Source organism: Collinsella sp. 4_8_47FAA (assembly GCF_000763055.1).
Lineage (GTDB): Bacteria > Actinomycetota > Coriobacteriia > Coriobacteriales > Coriobacteriaceae > Collinsella.
Map to the genome: position 1 here is coordinate 85,283 of NZ_KN214137.1, position 25,065 is coordinate 110,347.

General features: G+C 61.3%; 26 protein-coding genes. 1 reads left to right on the forward strand and 25 read right to left on the reverse strand.

Annotated features, from left to right (window positions below):
- Positions 1 to 25 precede the first annotated feature (25 nt).
- The 23 genes from dxr to rpsP form a co-directional block, all read right to left on the reverse strand.
- On the reverse strand, positions 26 to 1,213 hold the full coding sequence (gene dxr / locus HMPREF9463_RS08495; RefSeq protein WP_052044185.1) for a 1-deoxy-D-xylulose-5-phosphate reductoisomerase: 1,188 nt from the start codon (positions 1,211 to 1,213) through the stop codon (positions 26 to 28).
- On the reverse strand, positions 1,213 to 2,112 hold the full coding sequence (locus HMPREF9463_RS08500) for a phosphatidate cytidylyltransferase (RefSeq protein ID WP_232219788.1): 900 nt from the start codon (positions 2,110 to 2,112) through the stop codon (positions 1,213 to 1,215). Before HMPREF9463_RS08500 ends, dxr begins: the two co-directional genes overlap by 1 nt.
- 2 nt (positions 2,113 to 2,114) lie before the next feature.
- A complete protein-coding gene (locus tag HMPREF9463_RS08505; protein WP_035138554.1) occupies positions 2,115 to 2,909 on the reverse strand; it encodes an isoprenyl transferase in 795 nt (264 codons plus the stop codon).
- Between the two features lies 1 nt (position 2,910).
- A complete protein-coding gene (gene frr / locus HMPREF9463_RS08510; protein ID WP_006236112.1) occupies positions 2,911 to 3,447 on the reverse strand; it encodes a ribosome recycling factor in 537 nt (178 codons plus the stop codon).
- 2 nt (positions 3,448 to 3,449) lie between these two features.
- Positions 3,450 to 4,172, reverse strand: coding sequence for a UMP kinase (gene pyrH, locus HMPREF9463_RS08515; RefSeq protein ID WP_035138557.1), 723 nt, complete (start codon positions 4,170 to 4,172; stop codon positions 3,450 to 3,452).
- 118 nt (positions 4,173 to 4,290) lie between these two features.
- Positions 4,291 to 5,160, reverse strand: a complete 870-nt coding sequence (gene tsf / locus HMPREF9463_RS08520) for a translation elongation factor Ts (protein ID WP_035138559.1) — start codon at positions 5,158 to 5,160, stop codon at positions 4,291 to 4,293.
- 45 nt (positions 5,161 to 5,205) lie between these two features.
- Positions 5,206 to 5,934, reverse strand: coding sequence for a 30S ribosomal protein S2 (gene rpsB / locus HMPREF9463_RS08525; RefSeq protein ID WP_006236109.1), 729 nt, complete (start codon positions 5,932 to 5,934; stop codon positions 5,206 to 5,208).
- A gap of 219 nt (positions 5,935 to 6,153) precedes the next feature.
- Positions 6,154 to 7,074, reverse strand: a complete 921-nt coding sequence (locus tag HMPREF9463_RS08530; RefSeq protein ID WP_035138562.1) for a tyrosine recombinase — start codon at positions 7,072 to 7,074, stop codon at positions 6,154 to 6,156.
- Complete coding sequence (gene trmFO / locus HMPREF9463_RS08535; protein WP_035138564.1) at positions 7,071 to 8,408, reverse strand: methylenetetrahydrofolate--tRNA-(uracil(54)-C(5))-methyltransferase (FADH(2)-oxidizing) TrmFO; 1,338 nt, start codon at positions 8,406 to 8,408, stop codon at positions 7,071 to 7,073. The genes HMPREF9463_RS08530 and trmFO overlap by 4 nt, the downstream gene beginning before the upstream one ends.
- 14 nt (positions 8,409 to 8,422) lie before the next feature.
- Positions 8,423 to 9,358: a DNA-processing protein DprA gene (locus tag HMPREF9463_RS08540; protein ID WP_035138565.1), complete on the reverse strand. Its 936-nt coding sequence runs from the start codon at positions 9,356 to 9,358 to the stop codon at positions 8,423 to 8,425.
- The gene (locus tag HMPREF9463_RS08545) at positions 9,355 to 10,878 is read right to left on the reverse strand and encodes a YifB family Mg chelatase-like AAA ATPase (protein ID WP_035138568.1); all 1,524 of its coding nucleotides are present in this window, start codon (positions 10,876 to 10,878) and stop codon (positions 9,355 to 9,357) included. Before HMPREF9463_RS08545 ends, HMPREF9463_RS08540 begins: the two co-directional genes overlap by 4 nt.
- Entirely contained in the window at positions 10,878 to 11,363 is a 486-nt protein-coding gene (locus HMPREF9463_RS08550) for a YraN family protein (RefSeq protein ID WP_035138570.1), read from the reverse strand. The genes HMPREF9463_RS08545 and HMPREF9463_RS08550 overlap by 1 nt, the downstream gene beginning before the upstream one ends.
- A 189-nt stretch (positions 11,364 to 11,552) precedes the next feature.
- Entirely contained in the window at positions 11,553 to 12,341 is a 789-nt protein-coding gene (locus HMPREF9463_RS08555; RefSeq protein ID WP_035138573.1) for a ribonuclease HII, read from the reverse strand.
- Positions 12,342 to 12,434: 93 nt separating this feature from the next.
- Complete coding sequence (rplS, locus tag HMPREF9463_RS08560) at positions 12,435 to 12,776, reverse strand: 50S ribosomal protein L19 (protein ID WP_006236098.1); 342 nt, start codon at positions 12,774 to 12,776, stop codon at positions 12,435 to 12,437.
- A 212-nt stretch (positions 12,777 to 12,988) separates the two neighbouring features.
- Positions 12,989 to 15,739, reverse strand: a complete 2,751-nt coding sequence (ppdK, locus tag HMPREF9463_RS08565; protein ID WP_035138574.1) for a pyruvate, phosphate dikinase — start codon at positions 15,737 to 15,739, stop codon at positions 12,989 to 12,991.
- Between the two features lie 249 nt (positions 15,740 to 15,988).
- Positions 15,989 to 16,855 (reverse strand): pyruvate, water dikinase regulatory protein, encoded by an 867-nt coding sequence (locus HMPREF9463_RS08570; protein WP_035138575.1) that lies wholly within the window; start codon positions 16,853 to 16,855, stop codon positions 15,989 to 15,991.
- A 34-nt stretch (positions 16,856 to 16,889) separates the two neighbouring features.
- On the reverse strand, positions 16,890 to 18,986 hold the full coding sequence (gene glyS / locus HMPREF9463_RS08575) for a glycine--tRNA ligase subunit beta (RefSeq protein WP_035138577.1): 2,097 nt from the start codon (positions 18,984 to 18,986) through the stop codon (positions 16,890 to 16,892).
- Positions 18,987 to 18,989: 3 nt separating this feature from the next.
- Positions 18,990 to 19,901: a glycine--tRNA ligase subunit alpha gene (locus HMPREF9463_RS08580; protein ID WP_006236091.1), complete on the reverse strand. Its 912-nt coding sequence runs from the start codon at positions 19,899 to 19,901 to the stop codon at positions 18,990 to 18,992.
- 59 nt (positions 19,902 to 19,960) lie between these two features.
- Positions 19,961 to 20,524 (reverse strand): signal peptidase I, encoded by a 564-nt coding sequence (gene lepB / locus HMPREF9463_RS08585; protein WP_035138578.1) that lies wholly within the window; start codon positions 20,522 to 20,524, stop codon positions 19,961 to 19,963.
- 2 nt (positions 20,525 to 20,526) lie between these two features.
- Positions 20,527 to 21,285 carry a tRNA (guanosine(37)-N1)-methyltransferase TrmD gene (gene trmD / locus HMPREF9463_RS08590; RefSeq protein WP_035138579.1) on the reverse strand — a complete coding sequence of 253 codons (759 nt, stop codon included), beginning with the start codon at positions 21,283 to 21,285 and terminating at the stop codon, positions 20,527 to 20,529.
- Between the two features lie 10 nt (positions 21,286 to 21,295).
- Positions 21,296 to 21,817 carry a ribosome maturation factor RimM gene (gene rimM, locus HMPREF9463_RS08595; RefSeq protein ID WP_052044186.1) on the reverse strand — a complete coding sequence of 174 codons (522 nt, stop codon included), beginning with the start codon at positions 21,815 to 21,817 and terminating at the stop codon, positions 21,296 to 21,298.
- 4 nt (positions 21,818 to 21,821) lie between these two features.
- Positions 21,822 to 22,067, reverse strand: coding sequence for a KH domain-containing protein (locus tag HMPREF9463_RS08600; protein WP_171021534.1), 246 nt, complete (start codon positions 22,065 to 22,067; stop codon positions 21,822 to 21,824).
- A 42-nt stretch (positions 22,068 to 22,109) separates the two neighbouring features.
- Positions 22,110 to 22,451 (reverse strand): 30S ribosomal protein S16, encoded by a 342-nt coding sequence (rpsP, locus tag HMPREF9463_RS08605; protein WP_022094749.1) that lies wholly within the window; start codon positions 22,449 to 22,451, stop codon positions 22,110 to 22,112.
- A 201-nt stretch (positions 22,452 to 22,652) separates the two neighbouring features.
- Here rpsP and dinB point away from each other — a divergent pair, with 201 nt between their 5' ends.
- Positions 22,653 to 23,906, forward strand: coding sequence for a DNA polymerase IV (dinB, locus tag HMPREF9463_RS08610; protein ID WP_084591853.1), 1,254 nt, complete (start codon positions 22,653 to 22,655; stop codon positions 23,904 to 23,906).
- A gap of 96 nt (positions 23,907 to 24,002) precedes the next feature.
- Here dinB and rsfS read toward each other — a convergent pair whose 3' ends face one another.
- Positions 24,003 to 24,458: a ribosome silencing factor gene (gene rsfS / locus HMPREF9463_RS08615; protein ID WP_035138582.1), complete on the reverse strand. Its 456-nt coding sequence runs from the start codon at positions 24,456 to 24,458 to the stop codon at positions 24,003 to 24,005.
- Between the two features lie 27 nt (positions 24,459 to 24,485).
- The gene (gene yqeK, locus HMPREF9463_RS08620) at positions 24,486 to 25,019 is read right to left on the reverse strand and encodes a bis(5'-nucleosyl)-tetraphosphatase (symmetrical) YqeK (RefSeq protein ID WP_196025487.1); all 534 of its coding nucleotides are present in this window, start codon (positions 25,017 to 25,019) and stop codon (positions 24,486 to 24,488) included.
- Positions 25,020 to 25,065 lie beyond the last annotated feature (46 nt).

Sequence of the window (25,065 nt, forward strand, 5' to 3'; positions counted from 1 at the left end):
AAAACGAAAAAGCAATCCTTATGGGTTAGGAACGGGTTGCGGCGAGCACCTGCGCAGCCTTTTCACGCGCCCATGCATCGATGTCGCGAAGCTGCTCAAACGAATCGACCGCCTGCATATCGTGGGCATCCATGCAGGATTCCACAATGTGATCGATATCGGTAAAGCTGCAGCCATCGTGCAGGAAGGCATCGACGGCGACCTCGTTGGCGGCATTGAGCACGCACGGCATGGTGCCACCCGTCTTGCCGGCACGTTCGGCCAGTGCCAGACAGCGGAAGGTATCCATGTCGGCAGCATCAAACGTGAGCTGCCCCAGCTCGCGGAAATCGATACGAGGCGCCGGGGTATCCCAACGCTCGGGATACGAGAACGCGAACTGGATGGGAATACGCATGTCGGAAGCACCGAGATGCGCCATCACGGAGCCGTCGGCGAACTCGACCATAGAGTGAATCTTGGACTGACGCTGCACGACCACGTTAATGAAATCGAGGTCGCAGTTAAACAGATGCATGGCCTCAATGCGCTCCAGGCCCTTGTTCATGAGGGTGGCGGAGTCGATGGTGATCTTGGCACCCATGGCCCACGTGGGATGTGCGAGGGCATCGGCACGCGTCACGCGGTCGAGCTCGTCGCGGGTGCGGCCAAAGAACGGACCGCCCGAGCAGGTGAGCCAAATACAATGAGCCTCGCGTGGGTTCTCCCCCAGATAGCACTGGTAGATGGCGGAGTGCTCAGAGTCGACTGGAATAAGCTGGCCCGGTTGCGCCAACGGCATAAGCAAGTCGCCGCCGACGACGAGGGACTCCTTGTTGGCAAGGGCAAGACGCTTATTCGAGGTCAAGGCCGCATGGCTCGCCTCGAGACCGGCGGCGCCCACAATAGCGACGAGCACGCAGTCGACATCGTCGCGACGCGCGAGCTCGCAAACCGCCTGCGCGCCAACGCCGAGCTTCGTTCCCTCGGGCAACTCCTGCAGCACGGCGTCATCGCCATGAGCAACATCGGCCACGGCAACCGCCGGAACCGAGAACTCGCGGGCAGCGGCAACGAGCTCGGAGGTACTGGAGTTAACGGACAGCGCCGTCACCTGCAGGCGATCGGCATGCTGGCGGCACACATCGAGCGCCTGGGTGCCGATAGAGCCCGTACAACCCAGGATGGCAACACAGAGACGTCCATCGGGGCCATACGTCGTCTGGAAGGACATTACAGCACGCCTCCGATCATCAAAAGCAGCTGCGCGGTAATGCAGCCAAAGATAAGCGAATCGCTACGATCGAGCATGCCGCCGTGGCCCGGGATAAGGTTACCGGAATCCTTAACGCCCACACCGCGCTTGATGCGCGACTCGATGAGGTCTCCGATAACGCCCAGGACGGACACGACCACGCCGCACAGCAGCGCATAGGGCAGGCTGAGCTTGTAGAAGTGCGTCGCCCACAGGATGAGCCAAATCAAAACCGAGCCCAGGATGCCGCCGACAAACCCCTCCCAGCTCTTTTTGGGAGAGATCTTGGGAACCATCTTGTGCTTGCCGATACGGCTACCCACGATGTAGGCAAACGAATCGGAGACCCAAAGGGACGCGCAAACGCCCACCGAAAGCAGGGCGCCGGCAAAACCGGGCACGGCATCGCGCAGCAGCACGATAGCCGACAGCATAAAGCCAGTGTAGATGGGACCCATGAGCGTCACGGCCACATCAGAGATGCGGGTACGCGGCGACCAAACATACCAAATGCCCACAGCGAGCATCAGGGCAAAAAGCAGGGCATTCAGCAACATCGAATCGCCCAACGCCGACAGCGGAAAGAGTACGGCGGCAGCGATACCCATGCGCTCGTTAGCCATCTTGCCATCGAGCCTCGTCATACGGAAAAACTCATAGCAGCACAGACCGCTCATGACAGAAACAAAGATGGCAGTGGGCACGATACCCAAAACCAGACACAGGATAAAGACAACGGCGTAGACGATACCCGCGGCGGCACGGGTAATAAAGCCCGCCAGCCACGAACCGGTGCCGCTCTTCGCTGTAGGCGCTCCCGCAGCGGTAGCTTTGCGCGCAGGCGTCTTGGGAGCAGATGCCTTGGGACGATCGGACACGATTAAGCCTCCTCGGTCTTGCTCAGTCCACCAAACCTACGGTCACGGCCCTGATAGGCCAAAATGGCGTCGACAAGGCCCCAACGATCAAAGTCGGGCCAATAGGTATCGGTGGCATAGAACTCGGAATAAGCCACCTGCCACAGCAGATAGTTCGAAAGGCGCAGCTCACCAGAGGTGCGAATCACAAGCTCAGGATCGGGAAGGCCGGCGGTATAGAGGTGGGAAGCCACCATGTCGTCATCAATTGCGGCAGGATCAATCTTACCGGCGGCAACGTCGAGCGCGATCTGACGGACAGCGCGGGTAATCTCGGCACGCGCGCCGTAGTTGACGGCAAGCGCCAGCGTCATACCGGTGTGATCGGCGCACTCGGCAAGACCGCGTTCAAAAACGTCGCGGGTCTTCTTGGGCAGCGCGGAAATATCACCCAAAAAGACAACGCGCACGTTTTCGCGCTTCAGAAGCGGCAACTCGTCGATGAACGTCTTGGCAAACAAGTGCATCAAGACGTTGACCTCATGCTGCGGGCGGTTCCAGTTTTCGGTAGAAAACGCATAGGCAGAAAGCACGTCGACGCCCAGGCGCACGCAGGCGGTAATGATCTCGCGCAGCGAGACGATACCCGCCTTGTGGCCCTCAGTGCGTGCAAGACCGCGCGACGTGGCCCAACGACCGTTGCCGTCCATGATGCACGAGATATGGTGCGGAATGTTATTGAGGTCAAGGTCGGAAAAACCGACGCCCGCAGGGGCGTCGGCAAAGTACTCGACCAGTTTATGCTCGTCGTATTGCACCTTAGATCTCCATGACCTCGGCTTCTTTTTCCTTCAGAAGCTCCTCGACCTTGGCGACATACTCATCAGTGTGCTTCTGGACCTTGGCCTGCTCGCGACGGACATCGTCCTCGGTGAGCTCCTCATCGCGCTCGAGCTTGTTGTTGAAGTCGCGACGGATGTTACGGATAGACACCTTGGCCTGCTCGGCGTACTCGCGGCACTCCTTGACGAGCTCGCGACGGCGCTCCTCGGTGGGAGCCGGGAACGGAAGACGAACGACGGTGCCATCGGAGTTGGGGGTAATACCCAGATCGGAAGCGCCGATGGCCTTGACGATAGCATTGATGAGTGCCTTGTCCCACGGCTCGATGAGCAGCATGTGGGCCTCGGGGGTCTTGACGGCGGCAACCTGCGTGACCGGCGTGGGAACACCGTAATAATCGACGGTGATGTCGGACAGAATGTTGGCATTGGCGCGGCCGGTACGGACCTTGGAGAAGTTATGCTTGAGGGACTCGAGCGACTTGTCCATATGGGCGGTGATGTTCTCTGCCATGCTTAATCCTCCTGATAGACGAGCGTGCCGACGGGCTCACCCGAAAGCGCGCGCTTGACGGTGTCCTCGCCATCGATGTTGAGGACCAAAATCGGCATACGGTTGTCCTGGCACAGTGCCGTAGCCGTGGAATCCATAACCTGCAGACCGCGGACGAGAACCTCGTGATAGGTAATCTTGTCAAAACGGACGGCATCAGCGCACTTGACGGGATCCTTATCGTAGATGCCGTCAACCTTGGTGGCTTTAATCAGAATCTCGGCGCCGATCTCACACGCACGAAGAGCCGCGGCGGTGTCGGTCGTAAAGTACGGATTGCCCGAACCGGCGGCAAAAATAACGACGTTGCCCTTGGAAAGGTGGTTGATGGCGCGACGGCGAATATAGGGCTCGCAGATCTCGTTCATCTGGATAGCGCTCATCACGCGGCAGGGTACATCGTTATGCTCGAAGGCATCCTGCAGGGCGAGCGCGTTCATAACGGTTGCCAGCATGCCCATGTAGTCGGCCTGAGCACGCTCCATGCCACCGGCAGCGCCTGCCATGCCGCGGAAAATATTGCCGCCGCCGACAACGACGCCGACCTCATGGCCAACGGCGAGCAGCTCCTTGACCTGCTTAGCAAGATGGTCGGTAACCTTGGGGTCGATGCCATATTGGCCGTCGCCCATCAGCGCTTCGCCGGAAAGCTTAAGAAGCACGCGTTTATATCGGATGTCGGACAAAGCGATCCTCCTTTAGATTGAACTCTCAACATTCTATCAAAGGCTCTAAGAAGAGCCATGAAAAAGCAGGCTGTGAGTAAAACCCACAGCCTGCTCATTACCAGCTACAAGAGCTTATTTACTCGCCACGGACCAGACGGTCAAAGGCAACGACGGTAATGGTGTCGCCGAGCTCCTTGGAGACCTGCTCAGCGTACTTCTTGATGGTGAGGGAGCTGTCCTTGATGAACTCCTGCTCGGTGAGCACGGACTGCTTGTAGAACTTCTCCAGACGGCCGACAGCCATCTTCTCCTGGATAGCCTCGGGCTTGCCGGACTCGGCAGCCTGGGCCATGTAGATCTGCTTCTCGTGCTCGACGGTCTCGGCCGGAACCTGATCGCGGGTAGCGCAGATCGGGGCGACGGCGGCAACCTGAAGGGCAACGTCGTGAGCGAAGGTCTTGAAGGATTCAGCCTGAGCGGTCTCAGCCTTCTCGAAGGCGAACTCGACGAGGACGCCGATCTTACCACCCATGTGGATGTAAGAAGCGAGCGCGCCGTTCTCAGCCTTGCGGGCAGCGAAGCGGGAGATCTTCATGTTCTCGCCCATGATGTGAATCATCTCGGTGAGCTCGGAGGAAACGGTCTCCTCGCCCATCGACTTCTCGAGCAGAGCGTCGACGTCAGCAGGCTCGGTGGTAGCGACAACCTCAGCGACCTTGGAAGCAAAGCCGGTGAACTTGGCGTTAGAGCCAACGAAGTCAGTCTCGCAGGAGAGCTCGAGCAGAGCGCCGGTCTTGCCATCCTCGGAGACGAACGCGGCGACAGCGCCCTCGTTGGTCTCACGGCCAGCCTTCTTGGCAGCCTTGGCAAGGCCGTTCTTACGCAGAACGTCGACAGCGGCGTCCATGTCGCCGTCAGCCTCGACGAGAGCCTTCTTGCACTCCATCATCGGGGAGTCGGTCATCTCGCGGAGCTGCTTGACCATAGCGGCGGTAATCTGGGCCATTGTGGTTCCTTTCAAAGAGATGAAAAAGAATTAACTAAGACTGATTTACTCGGCCTTGGGCTCAGCGGCCATCTCGGCCTCGGAGACCTGCTCCTTGCCGGAGCCAGCGAGGCAGGCGTCAGCCATGAGCTCGCACATAAGGGTGACAGCGGAGATAGCGTCATCGTTGCAGGGGATGCCGTACTCGACCTCGTCGGGATCGGAGTTGGTGTCGATCAGAGCGACGACGGGGATGTTCAGGCGCTGGGCCTCCTTGATGGCGTTCTCCTCGCGCTTGGTGTCGATGACGAAGAGAGCCTGGGGCAGACCCTTCATGTCGCGGGCGCCACCGAGGTTGGTCTGGAGCTTGGTGAGCTCCTTGCCGAGAACAGCCTGCTCCTTCTTAGGCAGAACAGCCATGCGTCCGTCCTCGACCATGGCCTCGAGCTCCTCCATGCGGTTGATGCGGGAGCGGATGGTGACGAAGTTGGTCAGCATACCGCCGAGCCAACGCTGGTTGATGTAAGGCATGTTGGCGCGCTCAGCAGCGTTCTTGACGGCCTCCTGAGCCTGCTTCTTGGTGCCGACGAACAGCACGTTGCCACCCTTGGCGACGTTCTTGACGAAGGTGTAGGCCTGGTCGGCGTCGAGGATGGTCTGCTTGAGGTCGAGGATGTAGATGCCGTTGCGCTCACCGAAGATGAACGGCTTCATCTTGGGGTTCCAGCGACGGGTCTGGTGACCGAAGTGACAGCCGGCCTCGAGCAGGGTGCGGATATTAATCTTGGTAGCCATGTTAAACCTCCTGTGGTTTGCCTCCGCGCGGGGTCATCCTCCAAAACCAACCCGGACATGTGCTACCAAAGCCCGGGCACCACGGTATGAAGTAGCCGCGCGTGCGTGATAAAAACATGTTGCCGTGAAGCAACCCGATGAATGATAGCAGGAATGCATCTTCCTGCCAACCCGCAATCAAAACCACACACCTGAGTGCGGCGCGGGACGTCCCAGCCACTATTCGCCGCGGGGATGGGCTTGAGCCACGGCACGTTTGAGCCGATCGGGCGTGAGGTGCGTGTAAATCTGCGTCGTGGACAGGCTCGCATGACCCAGCAGCTCTTGAACCGAGCGCAGGTCCGCACCGCCCTCGAGCAAGTCGGTCGCAAAGGTATGGCGCATCGCATGCGGGGCAATGTCGGCCGGAATGCCGGCGAGCGTCGCCAGCATATGGAACCGCCGCCTGAGCATGGCGGCACTCATGCGATTGCCGCGCGCCGATATAAGCAGCGGATGCGGTCCGGTAGCGGGGTCACGGCGCTTTGCCTGAGCGAGCAACTCCGGCCTCCCCTCCTCAATATAGAGACGCGTCGCCTCGAGCGCACGACGATACAGAGGGACGATACGCTCCTTGCTCCCCTTGCCCCAAAGTCGCAGCGTTCGCTCGGACCAACCAATAGACTCCACGTTGAGCGCCGCGAGCTCCGAGATTCGCGCGCCGGAGGCATAGAGCAACTCAAGCATCGCCGCATCGCGCAGTCCCGCGGGCGTCGAGGTATCAGGCGTCTTGAGCAGCGCCTCAACCTGCTGGATCGTAAGGACGCCCGGCAGGTCACGCGGCAGCTTGGGCGATGCGATCGCCGAGACCGCATCGCCCTCGACAATCCCCTCGGCAGCCATCCAGCGATAGAGTGAGCGAATGGCAGACAGGTGTGCCGCAAGGGTCCGAGCCGCCGCCTGGCCACGCGACAGCTCGGCCAAATAGGAACGAACGGTCCGTACGTCGGCGGCGCGAGCGTCGATGCCCTCGCGCTCGCACCAGGCAGCAAAGCGCTCCAGCCTCGAGCCATAGGCCGTCACCGTGTTGGGAGAAAGACCCTCGACGCGTGCGATATAGGCGATAAACGAGTCGACGGTGTCGTACAGGTCAAAGACTATGACCGGTCGCCTCCAAACAAGTCGGAACGCGTGGCCAAGTAGGCATCGAGGGCCTCGAGCGCACGGTCCGCATAGGCCTGGTAGCGGTCGCGCTTGCTGCGGCGCTTACCATCCTCGAGTGGCGGCACCAGGCCAAAGTTGACATGCATGGGCTGATAGCCCACGGTGGCAGGATCGGTCGCATAGCCCACGAGCGCACCCAGGGCACCCACACGCGGCAACTCGACGCCCGCGGCACCGATAGCCTCGGCATAGGTGTTGAGCGCCGCGAGCAGACCTGTCGCCACGGCTTCCATGTATCCCTCGGTACCGGTGATCTGACCGGCCAGACGCACGCCGGTACCGGGCACGGCAAAGGTGCCATCGAGCACGTGCGGGGCGTCGACAAAGGTATTGCGGTGCATGACACCGTAGCGGAAGAACTCAGCGTTCTCCAGGCCCGGCACCATATGGAAGACGCGCTTCTGCTCGCCAAAGGTCAAGTTGGTCTGGAAGCCCACCAGGTTATAGGCGGTCTTCTCCTTGTTCTCGGCACGCAGCTGAATCGCCGCCCAGGGGCGACGTCCGGTACGCGGGTCGGTGAGGCCGACGGGCTTCATGGCGCCAAAGCGAATGGCGTCCTTGCCGGTGCGCGCAACTTCCTCGGCAGGCTGGCAAGCCTGGAACAGATCGCCGCCCTCAAAGTCTTTGAGCACCACGCGGTCGGCCGTGGTAAGCACCTCGATAAAGGCCTCGTACTCCTCCTTATTGAGCGGAGCGTTGAGATAGTCGCCGCCCCCCTGCTCCTCGTAGCGCGACTGCGAGAACAGCACGTCCATATCGAGCGTGGAGGCATCGACGATCGGCGCCGCCGCATCAAAGAATGCCAGGGCATCGCCACCGACGAGCTTCATAACCTCTTCGCTCAGCGCCGGTGAACACAGCGGGCCCGCGGCAATGACCACGTGACCCTCGGGAATCTGCGTGACCTCGCCGCGCACGACCTCGATATTGGGACGAGCGGCAACCTCGGCCTCGACAAGCTCGGAAAACTTGACGCGGTCGACCGCCAGGGCACCGCCGGCGGGAACAGCTGCGCGATGGGCGCAATCGAGCAGGACTGAACCCATGCGCTCAAGCTCGGCCTTCAGCAAACCAGCCGCGGAATCCGGACGGGTCGACTTAAACGAATTCGAGCAGACGAGCTCTGCCAGGTGATCGGTATGGTGAGCCGGGGAGCTCACCTGGGGGCGCATCTCGCACAGCTTTACGGCAAAACCGCGATCTGCCAGCTGGATCGCGCACTCCGAACCCGCCAGACCGCCACCGATAACTGTCACCTGATCGAACTGCATCTGCAAACACCTTTCTAATTGACACGTTTTCCATTGTGACCGAAGGGTGTCTGGGCGTGAAGGGCAAACTTGGAGGGCGCATACCTTCCATCCATCATGCGCTCGATAAGACCCTCGAGTTCAAGCGAACCCAAGAGTTTGAGTACGCCGACAGCATCGAGCGAGACGAGCGCCGCGATGTCGTCGACCTTGAGCGGAGAGGCGATGAGCGCATGCATCACGGTCTGCTGCGTTGGATCCAGGTCGGCAATACCGGGAGCATCGGGGCGCGAGTAGCGCAGGGTTCCGTAGATGCGTGAGATAGCCATCTCGATAGATTCCTCGTCGACGATGCAGCAGGCACCGTTCGCAATGAGGTAATTCGTGCCACGCGACTCGGGCGATAGGATCGACCCCGGCACGGCAAGAAGTTCGCGCCCCAAATCCATAGCAGCCTCGGCTGTAGAAAACGTCCCAGAAGGCATACCCGCCTCGGATACAAAGAGGGCTTGCGACAGGGCCGCGATCACGCGATTGCGGCGCGGAAAGGCGAACTTGCGCGGACCCATGCCCCACGGAGAGATCGACACGACCGCGCCGCCCGTATCAAGCGTGCGAGTAATAAGCCCCGCGCTCGAACGCGGGTAGACCACGTCGGCGCCCGTCCCCAGCACCGCGACGTGTTTGCCGCCGGCGTTGACCGCAGCCCAACCCGAGGCCTGGTCACAACCGACCGCGCCGCCCGAAACAACCGTCACCCCCGCATCAACCGCTACTTTTGCCGCAAGCTCTGCCACGGCAAGACCATACGGCGAGGCCTTGCGCGCGCCGATGATGGAGAGCGCGGGCGTCGAAAGCACCTCGGGGTTGCCGCGCACATAAAGCGTCTGGGGTACATCAGAAAGCTCCAAAACGGTCTCGGGATACAACGCATCACCTGGATGCAGCTCGAAGGTCCCCTCGGCCATCATTGGTCCCTCCTTCCCTGGTACATCGCCGCCTCGAGCACGTGGTCCTGCGTCACTTGCTCGCTCTCGGCGACATCTGCGATCGTACGCGCAATGCGAACCAGGCGCACGATGCCACGCCCTGTGAGATGCGTGCGTTTGGATAGGCCGAGTACGCATTTCTCGGCAGCATCATCAAGCTCAAAGGTCGAAACGACGCCGTCAATGGACCGCGTCTCGTCATCCTCGGCCTCGGCATCTGCATCGTCCATACGGGATTCGCGCCAAGCGCGAAAAGCGCGACCGCGCACAACGTAGTCACGTAACTCGGCCGACGACATACCCTCTGCGCCCTCGATAATCACTTGAGGGTCGGGACGGGTCACATCGATCATCATGTCGATACGGTCGGCCAAAGGACCGCGCAGTTTAGACCGATAGCGCTCGACCATCGCCGCCGAGCAGCGACACGGTACCTCGCGATCGCCCAAAAAGCCGCAGGGGCAGGGATTGCTCGCAGCCAGCAGCTGAAAGCGCGACGGGAAGGTAAAAGCCCCATCGACGCGTACGATCCTCACGTAGCCGCGCTCGATGGGCTGACGCAGCGTCTGCAGCACGCCAGTGGGAAACTCGGCAAGCTCGTCCAAAAAGAGCACGCCGCCATGAGCAAGGCTGATCTCACCTGGGTGCACCGGGCGTCCTCCGCCAATGAGGCCCGCCGTTGAAATACTGTGATGGGGACTGCGGAAGGGCCGGTGCCCCGCCAACAAGCCATCAATGTTCTCACCCAAAACCGAATGGATGCACAGCGCCTCCTGTTGATCCTCAACGGAAAGCTCGGGCAGGATGCCGGTCATACGACGCGCGAGCATCGTCTTGCCCGATCCCGGGGACCCGATCATGAGCAAGCCGAGTTCTCCTGCCGCCGCAAGCGCCATGCCGCGTTTAGCGACTTCCTGCCCCAGTACGTCGGCATAGTCGAGCTCAGGCTCAAAGGTCGCCTCGACGCCCTCAGAATCCAGGTAGTGCCGCGCGGCATCGCCCATACCATGAGCAAGCTGAGACAAATGATCGATAAATCCGCAGTCAACGCCAGCAAGCGGCACATGCTGGTCGGACCTGCCGGCGATAAAAGACAGCCCCATGTCGCGAGCCAGCAGCTGAAACGCCACCTCGCCCTTGACGGGAAGCACCGTACCGTCCAGACCAAGCTCACCTGCGATAAGGCAGCGATCGAGGTTGTCACGGGGAATCTGCCCATCGGCCGCTAGAACCGCGATGGCGATGGGCAGGTCAAAGCCGCTACCGGTCTTGCGGATATCGCCGGGTGCCAGGTTAACGGTAATGCCCGAGCGCGGGATCTCGAACCCGGCGGAGCGCATCGCGCAGCGAATACGACCGCGTGACTCCATCACCTCCATACTCGGAATGCCGAGCATCTGGATGCCCGGAACGCCACCGGCAAGCGAGACCTCGACCGTGACGTGAATCGCCTCGACGCCGCGGATGCAGGCCGCGTGAACGGCAAACGTCTCGAACGCCATCACGACACCTGCCAATCGAACGCGTTGTACTGGTGCTCGATCTCGGCGATATGTCCGCCGCGAATGGTGACGCCCACGGCATCGAAGCGAATCGCCTTGAGCGGATAATGCTCCATGAGATAGCAACTTGCGATGCGGCGGTAGCGGCGTTGCTTTTGGGCGTCCACGGCCTCCTCGGGAAAGACCCGCGTGCTGCAATCCAGTGCGACGCGTCTGGTCTTGACCTCGGCCATCACCACGACATCGTCAAGCTCATCGAGCAGCACCAGATCGGCTTCGCCCTCGGTGCAACGATAACCCTGCTCCAGCAAGGTGTAGCCGCGCTCGTTAAAGTAGTCGATGGTGATCAGCTCGCCCAGCATGCCCAGCTCACGGGGACTGAGTCCCTTGATAAACTCGGGCGTCATCGCCCCGCAGTCGAGCTCGCCGTTTTCCCAACGCTCCTTGAGCTGCTGCGTCTTGCTCTTTTTGCTTGCGGCACTCATGGGGTCTCCTTTCCCGCACACTGCATTGCCCCGATGATGAGGGCACCTTTCATGCGGGTAAGTACAGGAAGCAAACCAAAAGCTGACCAAATGCCGTCAAAAAACGGGCCGTACGCAGCAATGGTGTTGCATACGGCCCGCTACCAGCAGGTTTATAAAACCCCAGAGGTCCCTGTCTCCACAATTGGCCTAGAAAAGGCGCTCAGTCTGCAGAAAGTTTCCGCAAAAGCTCACGCGGTGCAGCGGACAAAGTCCATGTTTGCGAATGGCCTCGATATGCTCGGGGCTTGCATAGCCCTTCGACTCGGCCAGATGGTACTCGGGGTACTCGGCGTCGTACTCGACCATCATCTCGTCACGCGTGACCTTGGCCATGATGGACGCCGCGGCGATACAGGCGATCTTGGCATCGCCCTTCACCACGTCGCGCTCATTGGGAACGGCGCCCAAGGGGTTGCCATCCATGAGGACGCAGTCGGGTTCAAGTCCCGTATCGGCCACGGCGCCCGCGACGGCAACGCGGATGGCGCGGGCCATACCCATCTCATCGATATCCTTAGGCGCGATATGGCAAAAACCAATCGCCGTCGCCACCTCGGCAATCTTCACAGAGAGCAGCTCGCGGCGCGCCGGCGTGAGCTTTTTGGAATCGTTGATGCCCCAGACGCGCGGCTCCATGGGAAGGCACACGGCACACACGGTTAAGGGACCCGCTACCGAGCCACGGCCCACCTCGTCGACACCAACGACCACCCCATCGCCGCCAAGCTCATGCATAAGCTCGTACATGCCATTGACGCGCTCGCGCTCGGCAACCTCTTTGGCATGGCGTTTGAGGGCGCGTTCACAAGCCTTGATCACCTGCTGGCGCGGGTCCTCGCGATAATGCTCCACGAGGGCGGGGATCTCCTCAAACGTTGCGCTCGCCAGCTCTCCGGCAACCTGCGATGCCGAAACCGAGCTCGTCATATTGGCCATACCAGGCCCTCCTTGCATGCAAATCAGATAAAAAGAAGGGCCACCCGAAGGTGACCCTTACGTCCAAACGAGTGGACAGACGCTGCGATCTTCTTAGCGCTTCTCGGGGATGCGAGCAGCCTTGCCCACCTTGTCGCGGAGGTAGTACAGCTTGGCGCGACGGACGCGACCATGACGAACGACCTCGAGCTTGGCGATCTTGGGGCTGTGAAGCGGGAAGGTACGCTCAACACCGACACCGAAGGACATCTTGCGGACGGTGAAGGTCTCGCGGGCACCGGCGCCGGCCATGCGGATGACGTCGCCCTGGAAGACCTGGATGCGCTCGCGGTCGCCTTCCTTAATGCGGTAGTGAACCTTGACGTTGTCGGCGACGCGAACCTGAGGAATATCCTCGCGGATCTGCTGACGCTCGATTGCGCGGATGTAATCCATGTGCAATTCCTTACTCTTCTAGAGGTGCCGTACCACTCTGGCCGGCACGTAGTTGAACAAACGTATTCGAGTATACACGCGCGGGTTTCTGCTGCAAGAACAATTTTTTACGCAGACAAAAAGACAAAACCCGCACATGATAACCGTCCGCCTCACGAATGAGACGGACGGCATGAAGGGGGGGGCTACGTTAGGCGTCTGAACCCAAAACGTTAGGCGGAGCGCTTCGCCTCGAGCTTGGCCTGGGCGGCAGCCAGGCGTGCGAGGGGCACGCGGTAGGGCGAGCAGGACACGTAGTCCACGTCGGCCACATTAAACAGACCCTTGATGGACTTGGGGTCGCCGCCGTGCTCGCCGCACACGCCAAAGTGCATGTCGGGGTTGGTGGCGCGGCCCTTCTCGACGGCCATGCGCACCAGCTCGAGCACCGCCGTGTCAATGGTCTCGAAGGGGTTGTCCTTCAAGATCTTCTTGTGCATGTACAGCGGGATGAACTTAGCCTCGGCATCGTCACGAGAGAAGCCGAAGGTGGTCTGGGTGAGGTCGTTGGTGCCAAAGCAGGAGAAGTCGGCATGATGCGCGATCTCGTCAGCGACCATGCAGGCGCGTGGCAGCTCGAGCATCGTGCCCACGGGAATATTGAGCTCGACGCCCTCTTCGTCGGAAACCTCGGCGATCACGCGCTCGATAACCTCGCGGGTCTGAACATGCTCGGCCGTAATGGAAACGAGCGGGACCATAATCTCGGGACGCGGATCGACGCCCTCCTTGATGAGGCGAGCGGCAGCCGTGGCGACGGAGCGGACCTGCATGAGCGGCAGATCGCTAAAGACGATGGACAGGCGCACGCCGCGTAGGCCGAGCATCGGGTTGGACTCGACCATGCCGTCGATACGACGCAGGCGGGCGCGCAGGACGGCAAGCTCTTCCTCGCTGGCGCCAGCGGCTTCCTTCTTGGTGATGGCGACCTCGAGCTCGCGAGGATTATCCAGGAACTCATGAAGCGGCGGATCGAGCAGGCGGACGACCACATCGCGACCGGACATGGTCTTGAACATCGCCAGGAAGTCCTCGGTCTGAACCTTGAGCAGGTCGGCCAGGGCCTGCTGCTTCACGGCCTCATCGTCAGACAGGATAAAGCTCTGGATGATGTTCTTGCGGTCGCCCAGGAACATGTGCTCGGTGCGGCACAGGCCGATGGCCTCGGCGCCAAACTCGAGCGCGAGCGCGGCATCCTCGGGGTTGTCGGCATTAACGCGCACATGGTTGGCATGGCCACCGGTCTCGTCCAGGCGAATCTCGTCGGCCCAGGATAGGATGGTGTCCAGATCGCCGGTGAGCTCGGCGGAGACCAGGTCAACGGCGCCGTCGACGACGATACCCTGGGTGCCGTCGATGGAGATAACGTCGCCCTCGTGCAGCACGCGGTCGCTGCCCTCGATGCGCACGACCTTCTCGGCGGCGTCGATATGGAAGCGTTCAACGCCACAGACGCAGGGCGTACCCATGCCGCGGGCGATAACGGCGGCATGGCTCGTCTTGCCACCGTGGCTGGTCAGGATGCCCTCGGCGGCTACCATGCCCTTCAGGTCATCGGGGTTGGTCTCCCAGCGAACCAGAATGACCTTGTGGCCCTCGTTGGCGCGCGCGACGGCGTCGTCGCTCGAGAACACGACCTCGCCCACGGCGGCACCGGGGCTGGCGTTCAGACCGCTGGCCAGCGTCTCGTACTTCTTGGAGGCGTCAAACTGCGGGTGCAGGAGTTGGTCGAGCTGCGCGGGATCGATGCGGCTCACGGCCTCCTCGCGGGTGATCAGGCCCTCCTCGACCATTTCGATAGCGATGCGCAGGGCGGCGGTGGCGGTGCGCTTGCCCACGCGGGTCTGGAGCATCCAGAGCTTGCCCTGCTCGATGGTGAACTCGATATCGCACATATCGCGATAATGATCCTCGAGCGTCAGGAACACGCGCTCGAGCTCCTCACCTGCGGACTCGAGGCCCGGGGTGGTCTTGAGGTCGGCGATAGGCTCGGTGTTGCGGATACCGGCGACGACGTCCTCGCCCTGAGCATTAACCAAAAAGTCACCGTAGAACTCCTTGGTGCCGTCGGCCGGATTACGCGTAAAGGCGACGCCTGTCGCAGAGGTCTCGCCCTTGTTGCCAAAGGCCATGGCCTGCACGTTGACGGCGGTGCCGAGGTCGTCGGAAATGCCATGCTGCTTGCGGTAGATGCAGGCACGCTCGTTCATCCAGCTGCCAAAGACGGCCTGAATTGCAAGGCGTAGCTGAAGCTCCGGGTCGTGCGGGAAAACGGGCTTGCCGTCAGCGACCTCGAGCTCGGGATACAGGGAGGCATCGACGTTCTCGGAGAAGATGCCCTTAAAGGTCTCGACGAGTTCCTGCAGGTCCTCGGCCGAAAGCTCGGAATCGATGCGAACGCCGGCGACCAGACGGGCCTGGGTCAGGGCGTTCTCGAACAGGTCGGCGTCAACGCCCATGACGACATTGGAAAACATCTGGATAAAGCGGCGGTAGCTATCCCAGGCAAAACGCGGGTTCTGCGTCTGCGCGATGAGGCCCTGGACGGAATCGTTATTGAGGCCCAAGTTGAGGACCGTGTCCATCATGCCGGGCATGGAGAACGGAGCGCCCGAACGAACCGACACGAGCAGCGGGTCGTTGGCGTCACCGAGCTTCTTGCCGCAGCGGGCCTCGAGGTCCGCCTCGGCAGCAACGATCTCATCGAGTGCGTCTTCGGGCCAGACGTTGCCGGCACCGGAGTACTCGACACAGGTCTGGCAGGTAATGGTAAAGCCACCGGGAACCGGCAGGCCGATACGACTCATCTCGGCAAGGTTAGCGCCCTTGCCACCAAGCACGAAGTTCATGGACTTGTCTCCCTCGGTGACACAGGTGCCCTGGGCGTCGGTTCCAAAACGGTAAACCCTCTTGCAATCGCTCACGATACTTCCCCTTCCATGCACTTACGCGCACGACCGTGGTAACGAATCGACCCGCCAGATGCGGGCCGTGAGGGAACTATACGGCGGGTTTTGAGCAGGCTTAAGCAGAGGATGCGCGGTTTGGTAAACGTGCTAAAACTGGCGGTAAACGGTAGGTAAAGGTGGTTACATTATGAAGATACCACTGTAAGAACGTGCAGGTCAGATGCGATATTTTTGCTAAATCGCTTTATCAAAATGCTGCTACTATTAGGCTCGACGGGCGGCGCGGCGGGCACGGGCTTCTTGGATTTCCTCCAAGTGGCTAATGATCTCGGCAGCGCTTTCTTCGATGGCCCTGCCGTCGGTACGCACCACAAAGCAGCCTAGGCGCTTCATGAGCGCACGGGCTTCCTCGAGCTCGCTGTGCACGCTCTCGGGCTCGGCATAGGAGCCGGCAACGGCACGAGCGTAGTCATCGCCCAAGCGGCTATCGCGAATTTCGGAAATCACATCGACGGTCGAAATCAGGCCGAACAGGCGCATCGGGTCGACCTCGTAAATCGACTTGGGCGGCTCCATGCCATGCGCCAGTGGGACATTGGCGACCTTGTAGCCCTGATAGGCCAAATACATCGACAGCGGCGTCTTGGACGTACGCGATACGCCCAGCAGCACGATATCGGCTCCCGACAGATCGTCGCAGCCGCGCCCGTCATCGTGCTCAACGAAATACTCCATGGCCTCGATGCGATGGAAATAGCGGTCATCGGTCTTGTGAATCACACCCGCGACGCCCTTGGGCGGCACACCGATGAGCGACGACAGCACGGCAAGCGTCGGGCCAATCAGGTCGACCGAACGAATATGCAGCATGCCCAGGTAATCGAGCACGCGGGCGCGAAGCGCCGGATCGACAATGGTGTGGAACACGGCAATATCGCGATGGTCGGCATCGACGCGCGGGCCCACAAACGACTCCACCTGCTCCACCGAGGTCACCTTGGGCAGGCGCAAGAGAAGAAAAGCCCCTTCATCAAATTGCCCGGACGCCGCAAGCACCACCTCACAAGCGGTATCACCGAGCGAGTCGGAGATAACGATAACGGTGGGACGAGCGGTGACCGGGCAATCCATGCGGGGCTCCTTTAGCGCTTATGCGCAGGCTGGCTTACTTTTTGCGGGCAAGCTCACCGATGTTGGCGATGCCGGAGAAAACGGCCTCGAAGCGGTTGAGCAGCTTAAGGCGATTATCGCGGAGCTGCTCGTCCTTGTCCATGACCATGACCTCATCGAAGAAGCGGTCGATGGGCGCGCGCAGGGCGGCAAGGGCGGCAAATGCGGCCGGGTAATCCTCGGCAGCAAGGGCGGCATCGACAGCGGTCTGAGCAGCCTCGGAGGCATCGGCAAGCGCGAGCTCGACCTCGCCCATCAGGCCGCGGTCGTACTCCGCACCCAGCTCGGGCTTGGAGATGTGTGCGGCGCGGGCATAGGCGGTCGCAAGGTTGTCGAACGTCTCGGCGTCGTTCTTGCGGGCCTCGTCGAGGGCGGCGCAGCGGGCGAAGAAGACGGACGGGGCGATGATGTGCACCGCGGAGACGGCGGCAACGGTATCGGCCGGGATCTTTTCGTCGCGGGCCATGCTCACCAGGCGGCCATGGAAGAAGTCGCGAACCTGCTGGGCGACCTTGGCGGCGTCGAACTCAATGCCCTGCTCGCTATAGAGCTCGAGGGCGAAGTCGATGAGCGACGTGGGGTCGATCGGCAGACGGTCGCGCAGGATGTTGATGATGCCGATAGCGGCACGACGCAGCGCGTAGGGGTCGGAGGAGCCGGTCGGGGGCTCGCCAATGGCAAAGATACCGGCGATGGTATCGAGCTTGTCGGCGCAGGCCACGATGCAGCCAGCGGTGCCCTCGGGCAGCTCGTCACCGGCAAAGCGGGGACGATAATGATCGCGAATGGCGTGGGCAACCTCGTCGTTCTCCCCCATCGCGGTGGCGTAGTAACCGCCCATCACGCCCTGCTGGCTCGTGAACTCGACGACGGCGTTGGATACCAAGTCGGCCTTGCACAGGTGCGCGGCGCGAGCGGCATCGGCGGCCAGGTGGGCGCCCAGATGGGCCTCGCGAGCGATGGCAAGCGCGAGTTGCTCAATGCGCTCGGACTTGGCGAGCACGCTACCGAGCTTCTCCTGGAAGGCAACCTTGGCCAGACGCTCACGGAACTCGTCGAGGGAGATCTTCAGGTCCTCCTCGTAGAAGAACTTTGCGTCGTCCAGACGGGCGCGCACGACGCGCTCGTTGCCGTCGATCACGCGCTCGGCGTTCTCGGGCTTGCTGTTGGAGACGACCACGAACTCACGCGTGAGCTTGCCCTCGCCGTCATAGATCGGGAAGTAACGCTGGTTGGTGAGCATGGACTCGCAGATGATCTCGTGCGGGACCTTGAGGAACTCCTCATCGAAGGTACCGACGAGCACCGTCGGCCACTCGCAGAGGTTAATGACCTCCTCGAAGACCTTCTTGGGCGTGTCGACATGACAGCCGGGGCGAGCGGCCTCGACCTCGGCGATGCCGGCAAGGATGGCCTCGCGACGACGCTCGGCAGAAAGCACGCCGGCGTCCTCGAGCACCTGCTCATAAACAGCGGGGCTGGCAACAACATGGTCGCCAGGGCCAAGTACGCGATGACCGCGCGTGGTGTTGCCGCTCGTCACGTCGGCAAACGACACGGGCACAACATCCTCGCCCAAAAGGCAGCAGATCCAGCGGACCGGACGAACAAAGGTCGCATGCTCGTGACCCCAGCGCTGGCTGCGGTAGTTGGGCCACTGCAGGCCGGCGATGGTCTTCTCGCACAGAGCGGTCAGAATCGGCGTAGCCGGTGCGGAGGGAATGTTCTTCTCGGCGAACACATACTCGCGACCGTCAGTGTCCTCGCGACGGACCAGGTCCTCGGCAGCCACACCGCACTTGCGGGCAAAGCCCTGGGCGGCCTTGGTGGCGTTACCGTCAGCGTCGAAGGCAATGTTGGCCGCGGGGCCACGCTTGACCTCATGGACTTCATCGGTCGCGGTGGCGACGTTAGCCACGAGCGCAGCCAGGCGGCGCGGGCTCGAGATCACACGGACCTCGCCGTGGGCCAGACCGGCCTCGTCGAGACCCTTGGCAATCATGGAGCCAAGCTGCTTGACGGCATTGTTCAGCGGCGCGGAGGGCATCTCCTCCGTACCGATCTCAAACAGGAAATCCTTAGCGTCTGCCATGGCTTACGCCACCTCGCCTTCCTGGTCGGCATTCTCGTTGACTCCGGCGACCTCGGCCATGTAGGCCTCGCAGCACGCCTTGGCGACGGCGCGGACGCGCAGGATGTAGTTGGCACGCTCGACCGCGGACAGGGCGCCGCGAGCATCGAGCAGGTTGAAAGCGTGGCTGCACTTCATGACGCAGTCATATGCCGGCAGCGGCAGCTTGCGCTCCAGGCAGGAATGGCACTCGGCCTCGTAGTCGTCAAACTTCTGACGCATCATCTCGACGTTGGCGACCTCAAAGTTATAGGCACTGAACTCGCGCTCGTTCTCGAGGAACACGTCGCCGTAGGTCATGGGCGTGCCGTCGGGCAGGTAGCTCCACACCAGGTCGTAGACCGAGTTGACGCCCTGGGCGTACATGGCGATACGCTCCAGGCCGTAGGTAATCTCAACGGGCACGGGGTCGACCTCGATGCCTCCCACCTGCTGGAAGTACGTAAACTGCGTGACCTCCATGCCATTGAGCCAGACCTCCCAGCCAAGGCCCCAGGCGCCAAGGGTCGGGCTCTCCCAGTCATCCTCGACAAAGCGGACGTCATGGTCGTTGGGATCCAGACCGATAGCGGCAAGAGACCCCAGGTAGAGCTCCTGGGCGTTAACCGGAGAAGGCTTGATGAGCACCTGGAACTGATAGTAGTGCTGCATGCGGTTGGGGTTCTCGCCGTAGCGGCCGTCGGCGGGACGGCGGCAGGGCTGCGCATAGCAGGTGCGCCACTCGGCGGGACCGAGCGAGCGCAGCGTGGTCGCGGTATGGAAGGTACCGGCACCGACCTCGGAGTCATAGGGCTGCATAATGACGCAGCCCTGCTCGCCCCAGTACTGCTGGAGGCGCAGGATGATGTCTTGGAAGGAAAGCGATGAAGCGTTCATGCCTCTAATATCCCCTCGTCGAAACGATTACACGGTTAGGTACTGTACTATAGCGGTTTTTAGTCGATAGCGCCGATGCGGTTGAGCGGCCAGTAGCGCACAAGCGCCACAGCGATCAAATCAGAGCGATCGACGGGACCAAAGTAGCGGGAGTCAGCAGAGTTCTCGCGGTTGTCGCCCATCACCCACACGCACCCGTCGGGAACGGTGTAGGGATAGCTTACCTGAGCGCCGGGCGCTTGGACCGAAAGTGGCCAGCTCATGCCCGTCGTATAGTCCTCGTCGAGCGCTTGGCCGTCAACGACCACCTTGCCATCCTGCAGGTCGACCGTCTGCCCGGCCGTGGCAATAACACGCTTGACAAGAACATCATGCTCGGAGGTGCCATCGGGGTTGTGAAACACCACGATATCGCCCTGCTTGACGGGCTGACCGAGCTCGAGGCTCACCTTTTGTGCCAGGATCTGGTCGCCAATCTCGATCGTGGACTCCATGGAACCGGTGGGTACCACAAAGGGTTCGACCACAAACGAGCGAATCAAGAAGGTAGCGACCAGTGCGATCGCGATGACCGCGATCCACTCAAAAGCGCCCCTCAACGCGGAATGCTGCGATGGAACCATTCTCACTCCTCGCTCTGCGAATACGAAGCGTCCAGAATCTCCTGCGCGTACGCACGCTCCTGTGGCGTAAGGCGCGCCGTCTCGATCAGGTCGGGACGCCAGCGGCAGGTGCGCTCGATGGCATTCTTACGGCGCCAGGCGTCAACCTTGGCATGGTCACCGCTCACGAGCACCGGCGGCACGCCCTCGCCGTTGAACTCGGCAGGACGGGTGTACTGCGCGTACTCGAGCAGTCCTCCGTCCTCGGCGGTCGAGAATGACTCGTCGACGTTGCTCATTTCGTCACCAAGGGCGCCGGGAATCAGGCGTACGACGGCATCGGCAACGACCATAGCGGGAAGCTCGCCGCCCGTGAGCACATAGTCGCCGATCGACAGACGCTCATCGGCATACGCATACGCACGCTCGTCGACACCCTCGTAGCGACTGCACACAAACAACAGGCGCTCACTTTTGAGCAGGCGCTCGGCCACATGCTGCGTAAAGGGCTCGCCACAGGGGGTAAAGAACACCACAGTGGGCTTGGGACCCCCTGCGCTAATGGCCTCGATGGCCTCGGCGATAGGCTCGACCTTCATGAGCATGCCCTGCCCGTCGCCGTACGGCTCGTCATCGACGGTACGATGGCGGTCGTGCGTCCAGTCGCGCAGGTTATACGCCTTAAAATCAAAAAGGCCGGCCTTGCGAGCGCGGCCCAAGATCGATGTGGACATGACGGGCTCAAACATCTCGGGAAAGACCGAAAGGGTCTCGATCAGCATGTTGTCCTCCCTACTTGTCCATATCGATCAGGCCGTCCATAACGTGGACGGAAATTGTTCCTGTGTCGGGAAGATCGAGCACGACCTGCTCGATCACGGGAATCAGTACCTCGCCGTACCGATCGCCCTCAACAACCCAGACATCGTTAGCGGGCGTCGACATGATCTCGACGATCGTGCCGAGTAAACCGAAGCGCTCGTCGACCACCTCGCGACCCATCAGGTCGGTATAGGCAGCGTCGAGCGAATCGAACTCAAAATCGTCACGATTTGCCAGCACGTAGCATCCCGTGATGCCCTCGGCGGCCGTCAAGTCGTCAATGCCCTCAAACGAGACCAGATCGCCATCGCCCGTATCGGTGACGGACACGACCGTGCAAAAGCGGTCGCGCTTGAGCGCCGGCGGCGTCAGGGCGACGCGCATACCCGGCTCTAATACAGAAGGAAGCCCCCGCAGCGGCTGCGCGAGGACCTCCCCCTTCCTTCCGTGCGGCTTGACAACACGGGCGATGTTTTTGTACTGGGACCTCAAGGTCCTAGCCCAGAACCTCTACCTCGACAGCAGTGTCGAGGCGAGCGGCCAGTGCACGGGCGAGCGTGCGAATGGCCTTGATGGTACGGCCACGACGGCCGATAACCTTAGCGACGTCATCCTCGGCGACCGAAACCTCAATTGTAGAGGCGTCGTCACCATCGATGACCTCAAGGCTCACGGAATCCGGGTCGTCGACGATCTGAACAACGAGATATTCGACGAGATCGGCGATGCGATCTGAGAGCATTGCCTCACCCTCGAGCTGTGCAGCGTCAACCTCAGGCACGATTTACTCCTCGGCGCCCTCAGCGGCCTCAGCGGCAGCCTTAGCGGCCTCGGCCTCTTTGGCGAGCTGCTTCTTGGACTTCTTGACGACGGTCTCGGTCTTCTCGCCCTCATTGGCGGCCTTGACCAGAGCGGCGACGGCGTCGGTGAGCTGAGCGCCCTTGGACTGCCAGTCGGCGATCTTCTCGAGGTCGAGGTTGATGGTCTTGGGGGCGGTCATCGGGTTGTAGCGGCCAACCTCCTCGATGATACGACCGTCACGCGGGGCGCGGGAATCGGCGACGACGACACGGTAGTACGGACGCTTCTTAGCGCCGTGACGAGCAAGGCGAATCTTGACTGCCAAAGGAAACTCCTCCAACCAAGCAGCTTTAGGCTGCAACTACAAACAAACAGTTGAACATAATACGCCATCGACACGGGCAGGTGAAGTCCGTGAGACCAACTTCTTCGGTGTAGTCGAGGGCAAATCCATATCTTAGACAAGAATTCGGGATTTGCAAGCACATCCACGCACCCCACATGAGCTGCGCGGTATACTCATAACATGGAAAGACGCGAACATACATACGGTTATGAGGATGCCATGGGCGTCACGCCGCCTCCCTGGACGGGTCCGGCGGTGGGTCTGATGGACCTCGATGCGTTTTTTGCGAGCGTGGAAATGCTCGATCATCCCGAATGGCGCGGAAAGCCGCTCATCGTGGGCGGAGACGCCGATTCGCGTGGCGTCGTGTCCACGTGTTCGTATGAGGCACGTCGCTTTGGCGTGCACTCTGCCATGGCCTCGGCCGAGGCGCGGCGCTTGTGCCCGCAAGCCATTTGGACGCATGGGCATTTTGATCGCTATCGTGAGGTCAGCGCGCAGGTCATGGCGATTCTTGCCGAGGAGACGCCGCGCGTGGAGCGCGTATCCATCGACGAAGCCTTTATCGATATCACACCGGGTCGCTTTGCGCCCGAAGACCCGCTGCTGGTTGCGCGGCGTATAAGCGACCGCGTGGCAACGCTGGGAGTAACGTGCTCCATTGGCGTGGGCTGCAACAAGACGGTCGCAAAGATCGCAAGCGAGCGGGATAAGCCGTTTGGACTGACCATCGTGCGCCCCGGAACCGAGCAGCGCTTTTTGGCCGCGCTGCCGGTATCTGCCATGAGCGGCATCGGACGCTCGGCCGAGGAACGGCTGCGCCGCATGCGCATCTACACGCTTGGCGAGCTGTCACGCGCACCGGAATCCACCTTGTCCTCTATTTTTGGTGTCAACGGCGAACGCATGCGCCAGCGTGCGCTGGGACTCGAAATCTCCGAAGTCACGAGTCTCGATGAAGAGCGCGAGGTCAAGTCGGTCAGCAATGAACGCACCTTTGCTAAAGATTTGACTGAGCGTGGGGATATTGAGGCGGCGATTGCGCTGTTGGGAGAGTCAGTGGGACGCCGTCTGCGCCGTCAGGGGCTGACGGGTGCCACGGTAACGCTCAAACTCAAGTATTCGTATGGCAGCGGGCGTACGGCACAGCGCCGGCTGCCTCATCCGACCGACGATGAGAACATCTTCGTGGCGGTTGCGCTCGAACTGCTCGACAACATCTGGCAGGAAGGCATGCATGTTCGCTTAGCGGGCATCGGCATGAGCGACTTCGACCACCAAGGCGGCATCCAGACCGACCTGTTCTGCGAGATCGATGACCGCGGAGCCCAATCCAGCGACCGCCGCGACCTCTCCGTCGCCATCGACGCCGTCCGAGACAAATTCGGCGACAGCGCCCTTTCCTTCGGCCGCCAATCCCGCTTCAACGATTAACCGCCTTTGGGCAAAAAGAAAGCCGGGCAGGTGCGGAAAACCGCAACTGCCCGGCGATATGCGTGAGGCTAGCTAAACCCCGTCTCAAATGAGCTACTACAGGAGGTTGAGGGGGAGCTGGGGAGCGTCACCCCAGAGCTTTTCGAGACGGTAGAAGTCGCGCGCCTCGGGAGTGAAGACGTGGACGACAACCGAACCATAGTCCATGAGCATCCAGGTCTTCTGCTCGCGACCCTCGATGGAGAACGGGTGCTCGCCGCAAGCCTCGGCGACCTTCTCCTCGATCTCGTCGACGATAGAATCGACCTGGCGGTTGTTGGTACCGGTGGCAAGCACAAAGTAGTCGCATACGTCGGAAAGCTCGGTCAGGTCGAGCACCTGAACGTCCTCGCCCTTCTTGTCGTAGGCGGCCTGCGCGGCGGCGCGGGCGACATCCTCGGCGGCGACACCGCTCGCGGACAGCGAGGCGGCGGTGCGGTCGGACGTGGCGACGAAGCTCTTGTGCTCCACACCTTCAAGAATCTGCTCGTCGGTCATGGTCTCGTCGGCCATGGAATACCTCTTTCTAGACAGCCCGAGCTAGCGCAGCTGGGCGTAATGGTTGTAAATCGAAATAGCCGTGGGATAAAGATAGCGCCCGGACTGGATCACATAGACCAGACCCTGCGCAAAACAGGAGAAGAACAACTCATCGAGCGTCGACTCCCCCACCATCTTGCGCAACGCATGGGCATAGTCGCCGTGGCGGTTGGGCTCGATGGCATCGGCCACAAAGACCACCATATCGAGCGGCGTCATGTCGCAGGCACCCACGGTGTGACGGTCGACAGCCTGGAAAACGGCCAACGACAACTCAGGGAAAAGCTGCGGAAGCTCATAGGCGGCAACAGGGCCATGCAAAAGCGGCGTCGCGGCGGAGGGAGAGCCGGCAATCTTAATGCCGTAGTGCAGAGCGCGCGTGACCAGCTCGTCGTCGGAAAGCACCTTGTCCCAGTCATGGATCAGGCCGGCGGCAGCGGCATCAAAGCGGTCAACGCCGTAGACCTCGGCCAGATGAAGTGCGGTCTCGGCAACACCCAGCGAATGCACATAGCGCTTGCGCTTATCCTTCATGCGAACATCGAGCAGCTCTTGAATGCGCTTGAGCAGCGCGCGCTCA

Coding starts and splice junctions, on each gene's coding strand:
- dxr (WP_052044185.1), bottom strand. CDS start 1,213: ATGTCCTTCCAGACGACGTATGGCCCCGATGGACGTCTCTGTGTTGCC.
- frr (WP_006236112.1), bottom strand. CDS start 3,447: ATGGCAGAGAACATCACCGCCCATATGGACAAGTCGCTCGAGTCCCTC.
- tsf (WP_035138559.1), bottom strand. CDS start 5,160: ATGGCCCAGATTACCGCCGCTATGGTCAAGCAGCTCCGCGAGATGACC.
- rpsB (WP_006236109.1), bottom strand. CDS start 5,934: ATGGCTACCAAGATTAATATCCGCACCCTGCTCGAGGCCGGCTGTCAC.
- trmFO (WP_035138564.1), bottom strand. CDS start 8,408: ATGCAGTTCGATCAGGTGACAGTTATCGGTGGCGGTCTGGCGGGTTCG.
- HMPREF9463_RS08540 (WP_035138565.1), bottom strand. CDS start 9,358: ATGATGGCCGAGGGGACCTTCGAGCTGCATCCAGGTGATGCGTTGTAT.
- HMPREF9463_RS08545 (WP_035138568.1), bottom strand. CDS start 10,878: ATGGCGTTCGAGACGTTTGCCGTTCACGCGGCCTGCATCCGCGGCGTC.
- HMPREF9463_RS08550 (WP_035138570.1), bottom strand. CDS start 11,363: ATGAGTGCCGCAAGCAAAAAGAGCAAGACGCAGCAGCTCAAGGAGCGT.
- HMPREF9463_RS08555 (WP_035138573.1), bottom strand. CDS start 12,341: ATGGCCAATATGACGAGCTCGGTTTCGGCATCGCAGGTTGCCGGAGAG.
- rplS (WP_006236098.1), bottom strand. CDS start 12,776: ATGGATTACATCCGCGCAATCGAGCGTCAGCAGATCCGCGAGGATATT.
- HMPREF9463_RS08570 (WP_035138575.1), bottom strand. CDS start 16,855: ATGGATTGCCCGGTCACCGCTCGTCCCACCGTTATCGTTATCTCCGAC.
- glyS (WP_035138577.1), bottom strand. CDS start 18,986: ATGGCAGACGCTAAGGATTTCCTGTTTGAGATCGGTACGGAGGAGATG.
- HMPREF9463_RS08580 (WP_006236091.1), bottom strand. CDS start 19,901: ATGAACGCTTCATCGCTTTCCTTCCAAGACATCATCCTGCGCCTCCAG.
- lepB (WP_035138578.1), bottom strand. CDS start 20,524: ATGGTTCCATCGCAGCATTCCGCGTTGAGGGGCGCTTTTGAGTGGATC.
- trmD (WP_035138579.1), bottom strand. CDS start 21,285: ATGCTGATCGAGACCCTTTCGGTCTTTCCCGAGATGTTTGAGCCCGTC.
- HMPREF9463_RS08600 (WP_171021534.1), bottom strand. CDS start 22,067: ATGCTCTCAGATCGCATCGCCGATCTCGTCGAATATCTCGTTGTTCAG.
- dinB (WP_084591853.1), top strand. CDS start 22,653: ATGGAAAGACGCGAACATACATACGGTTATGAGGATGCCATGGGCGTC.
- rsfS (WP_035138582.1), bottom strand. CDS start 24,458: ATGGCCGACGAGACCATGACCGACGAGCAGATTCTTGAAGGTGTGGAG.
- yqeK (WP_196025487.1), bottom strand. CDS start 25,019: ATGAAGGATAAGCGCAAGCGCTATGTGCATTCGCTGGGTGTTGCCGAG.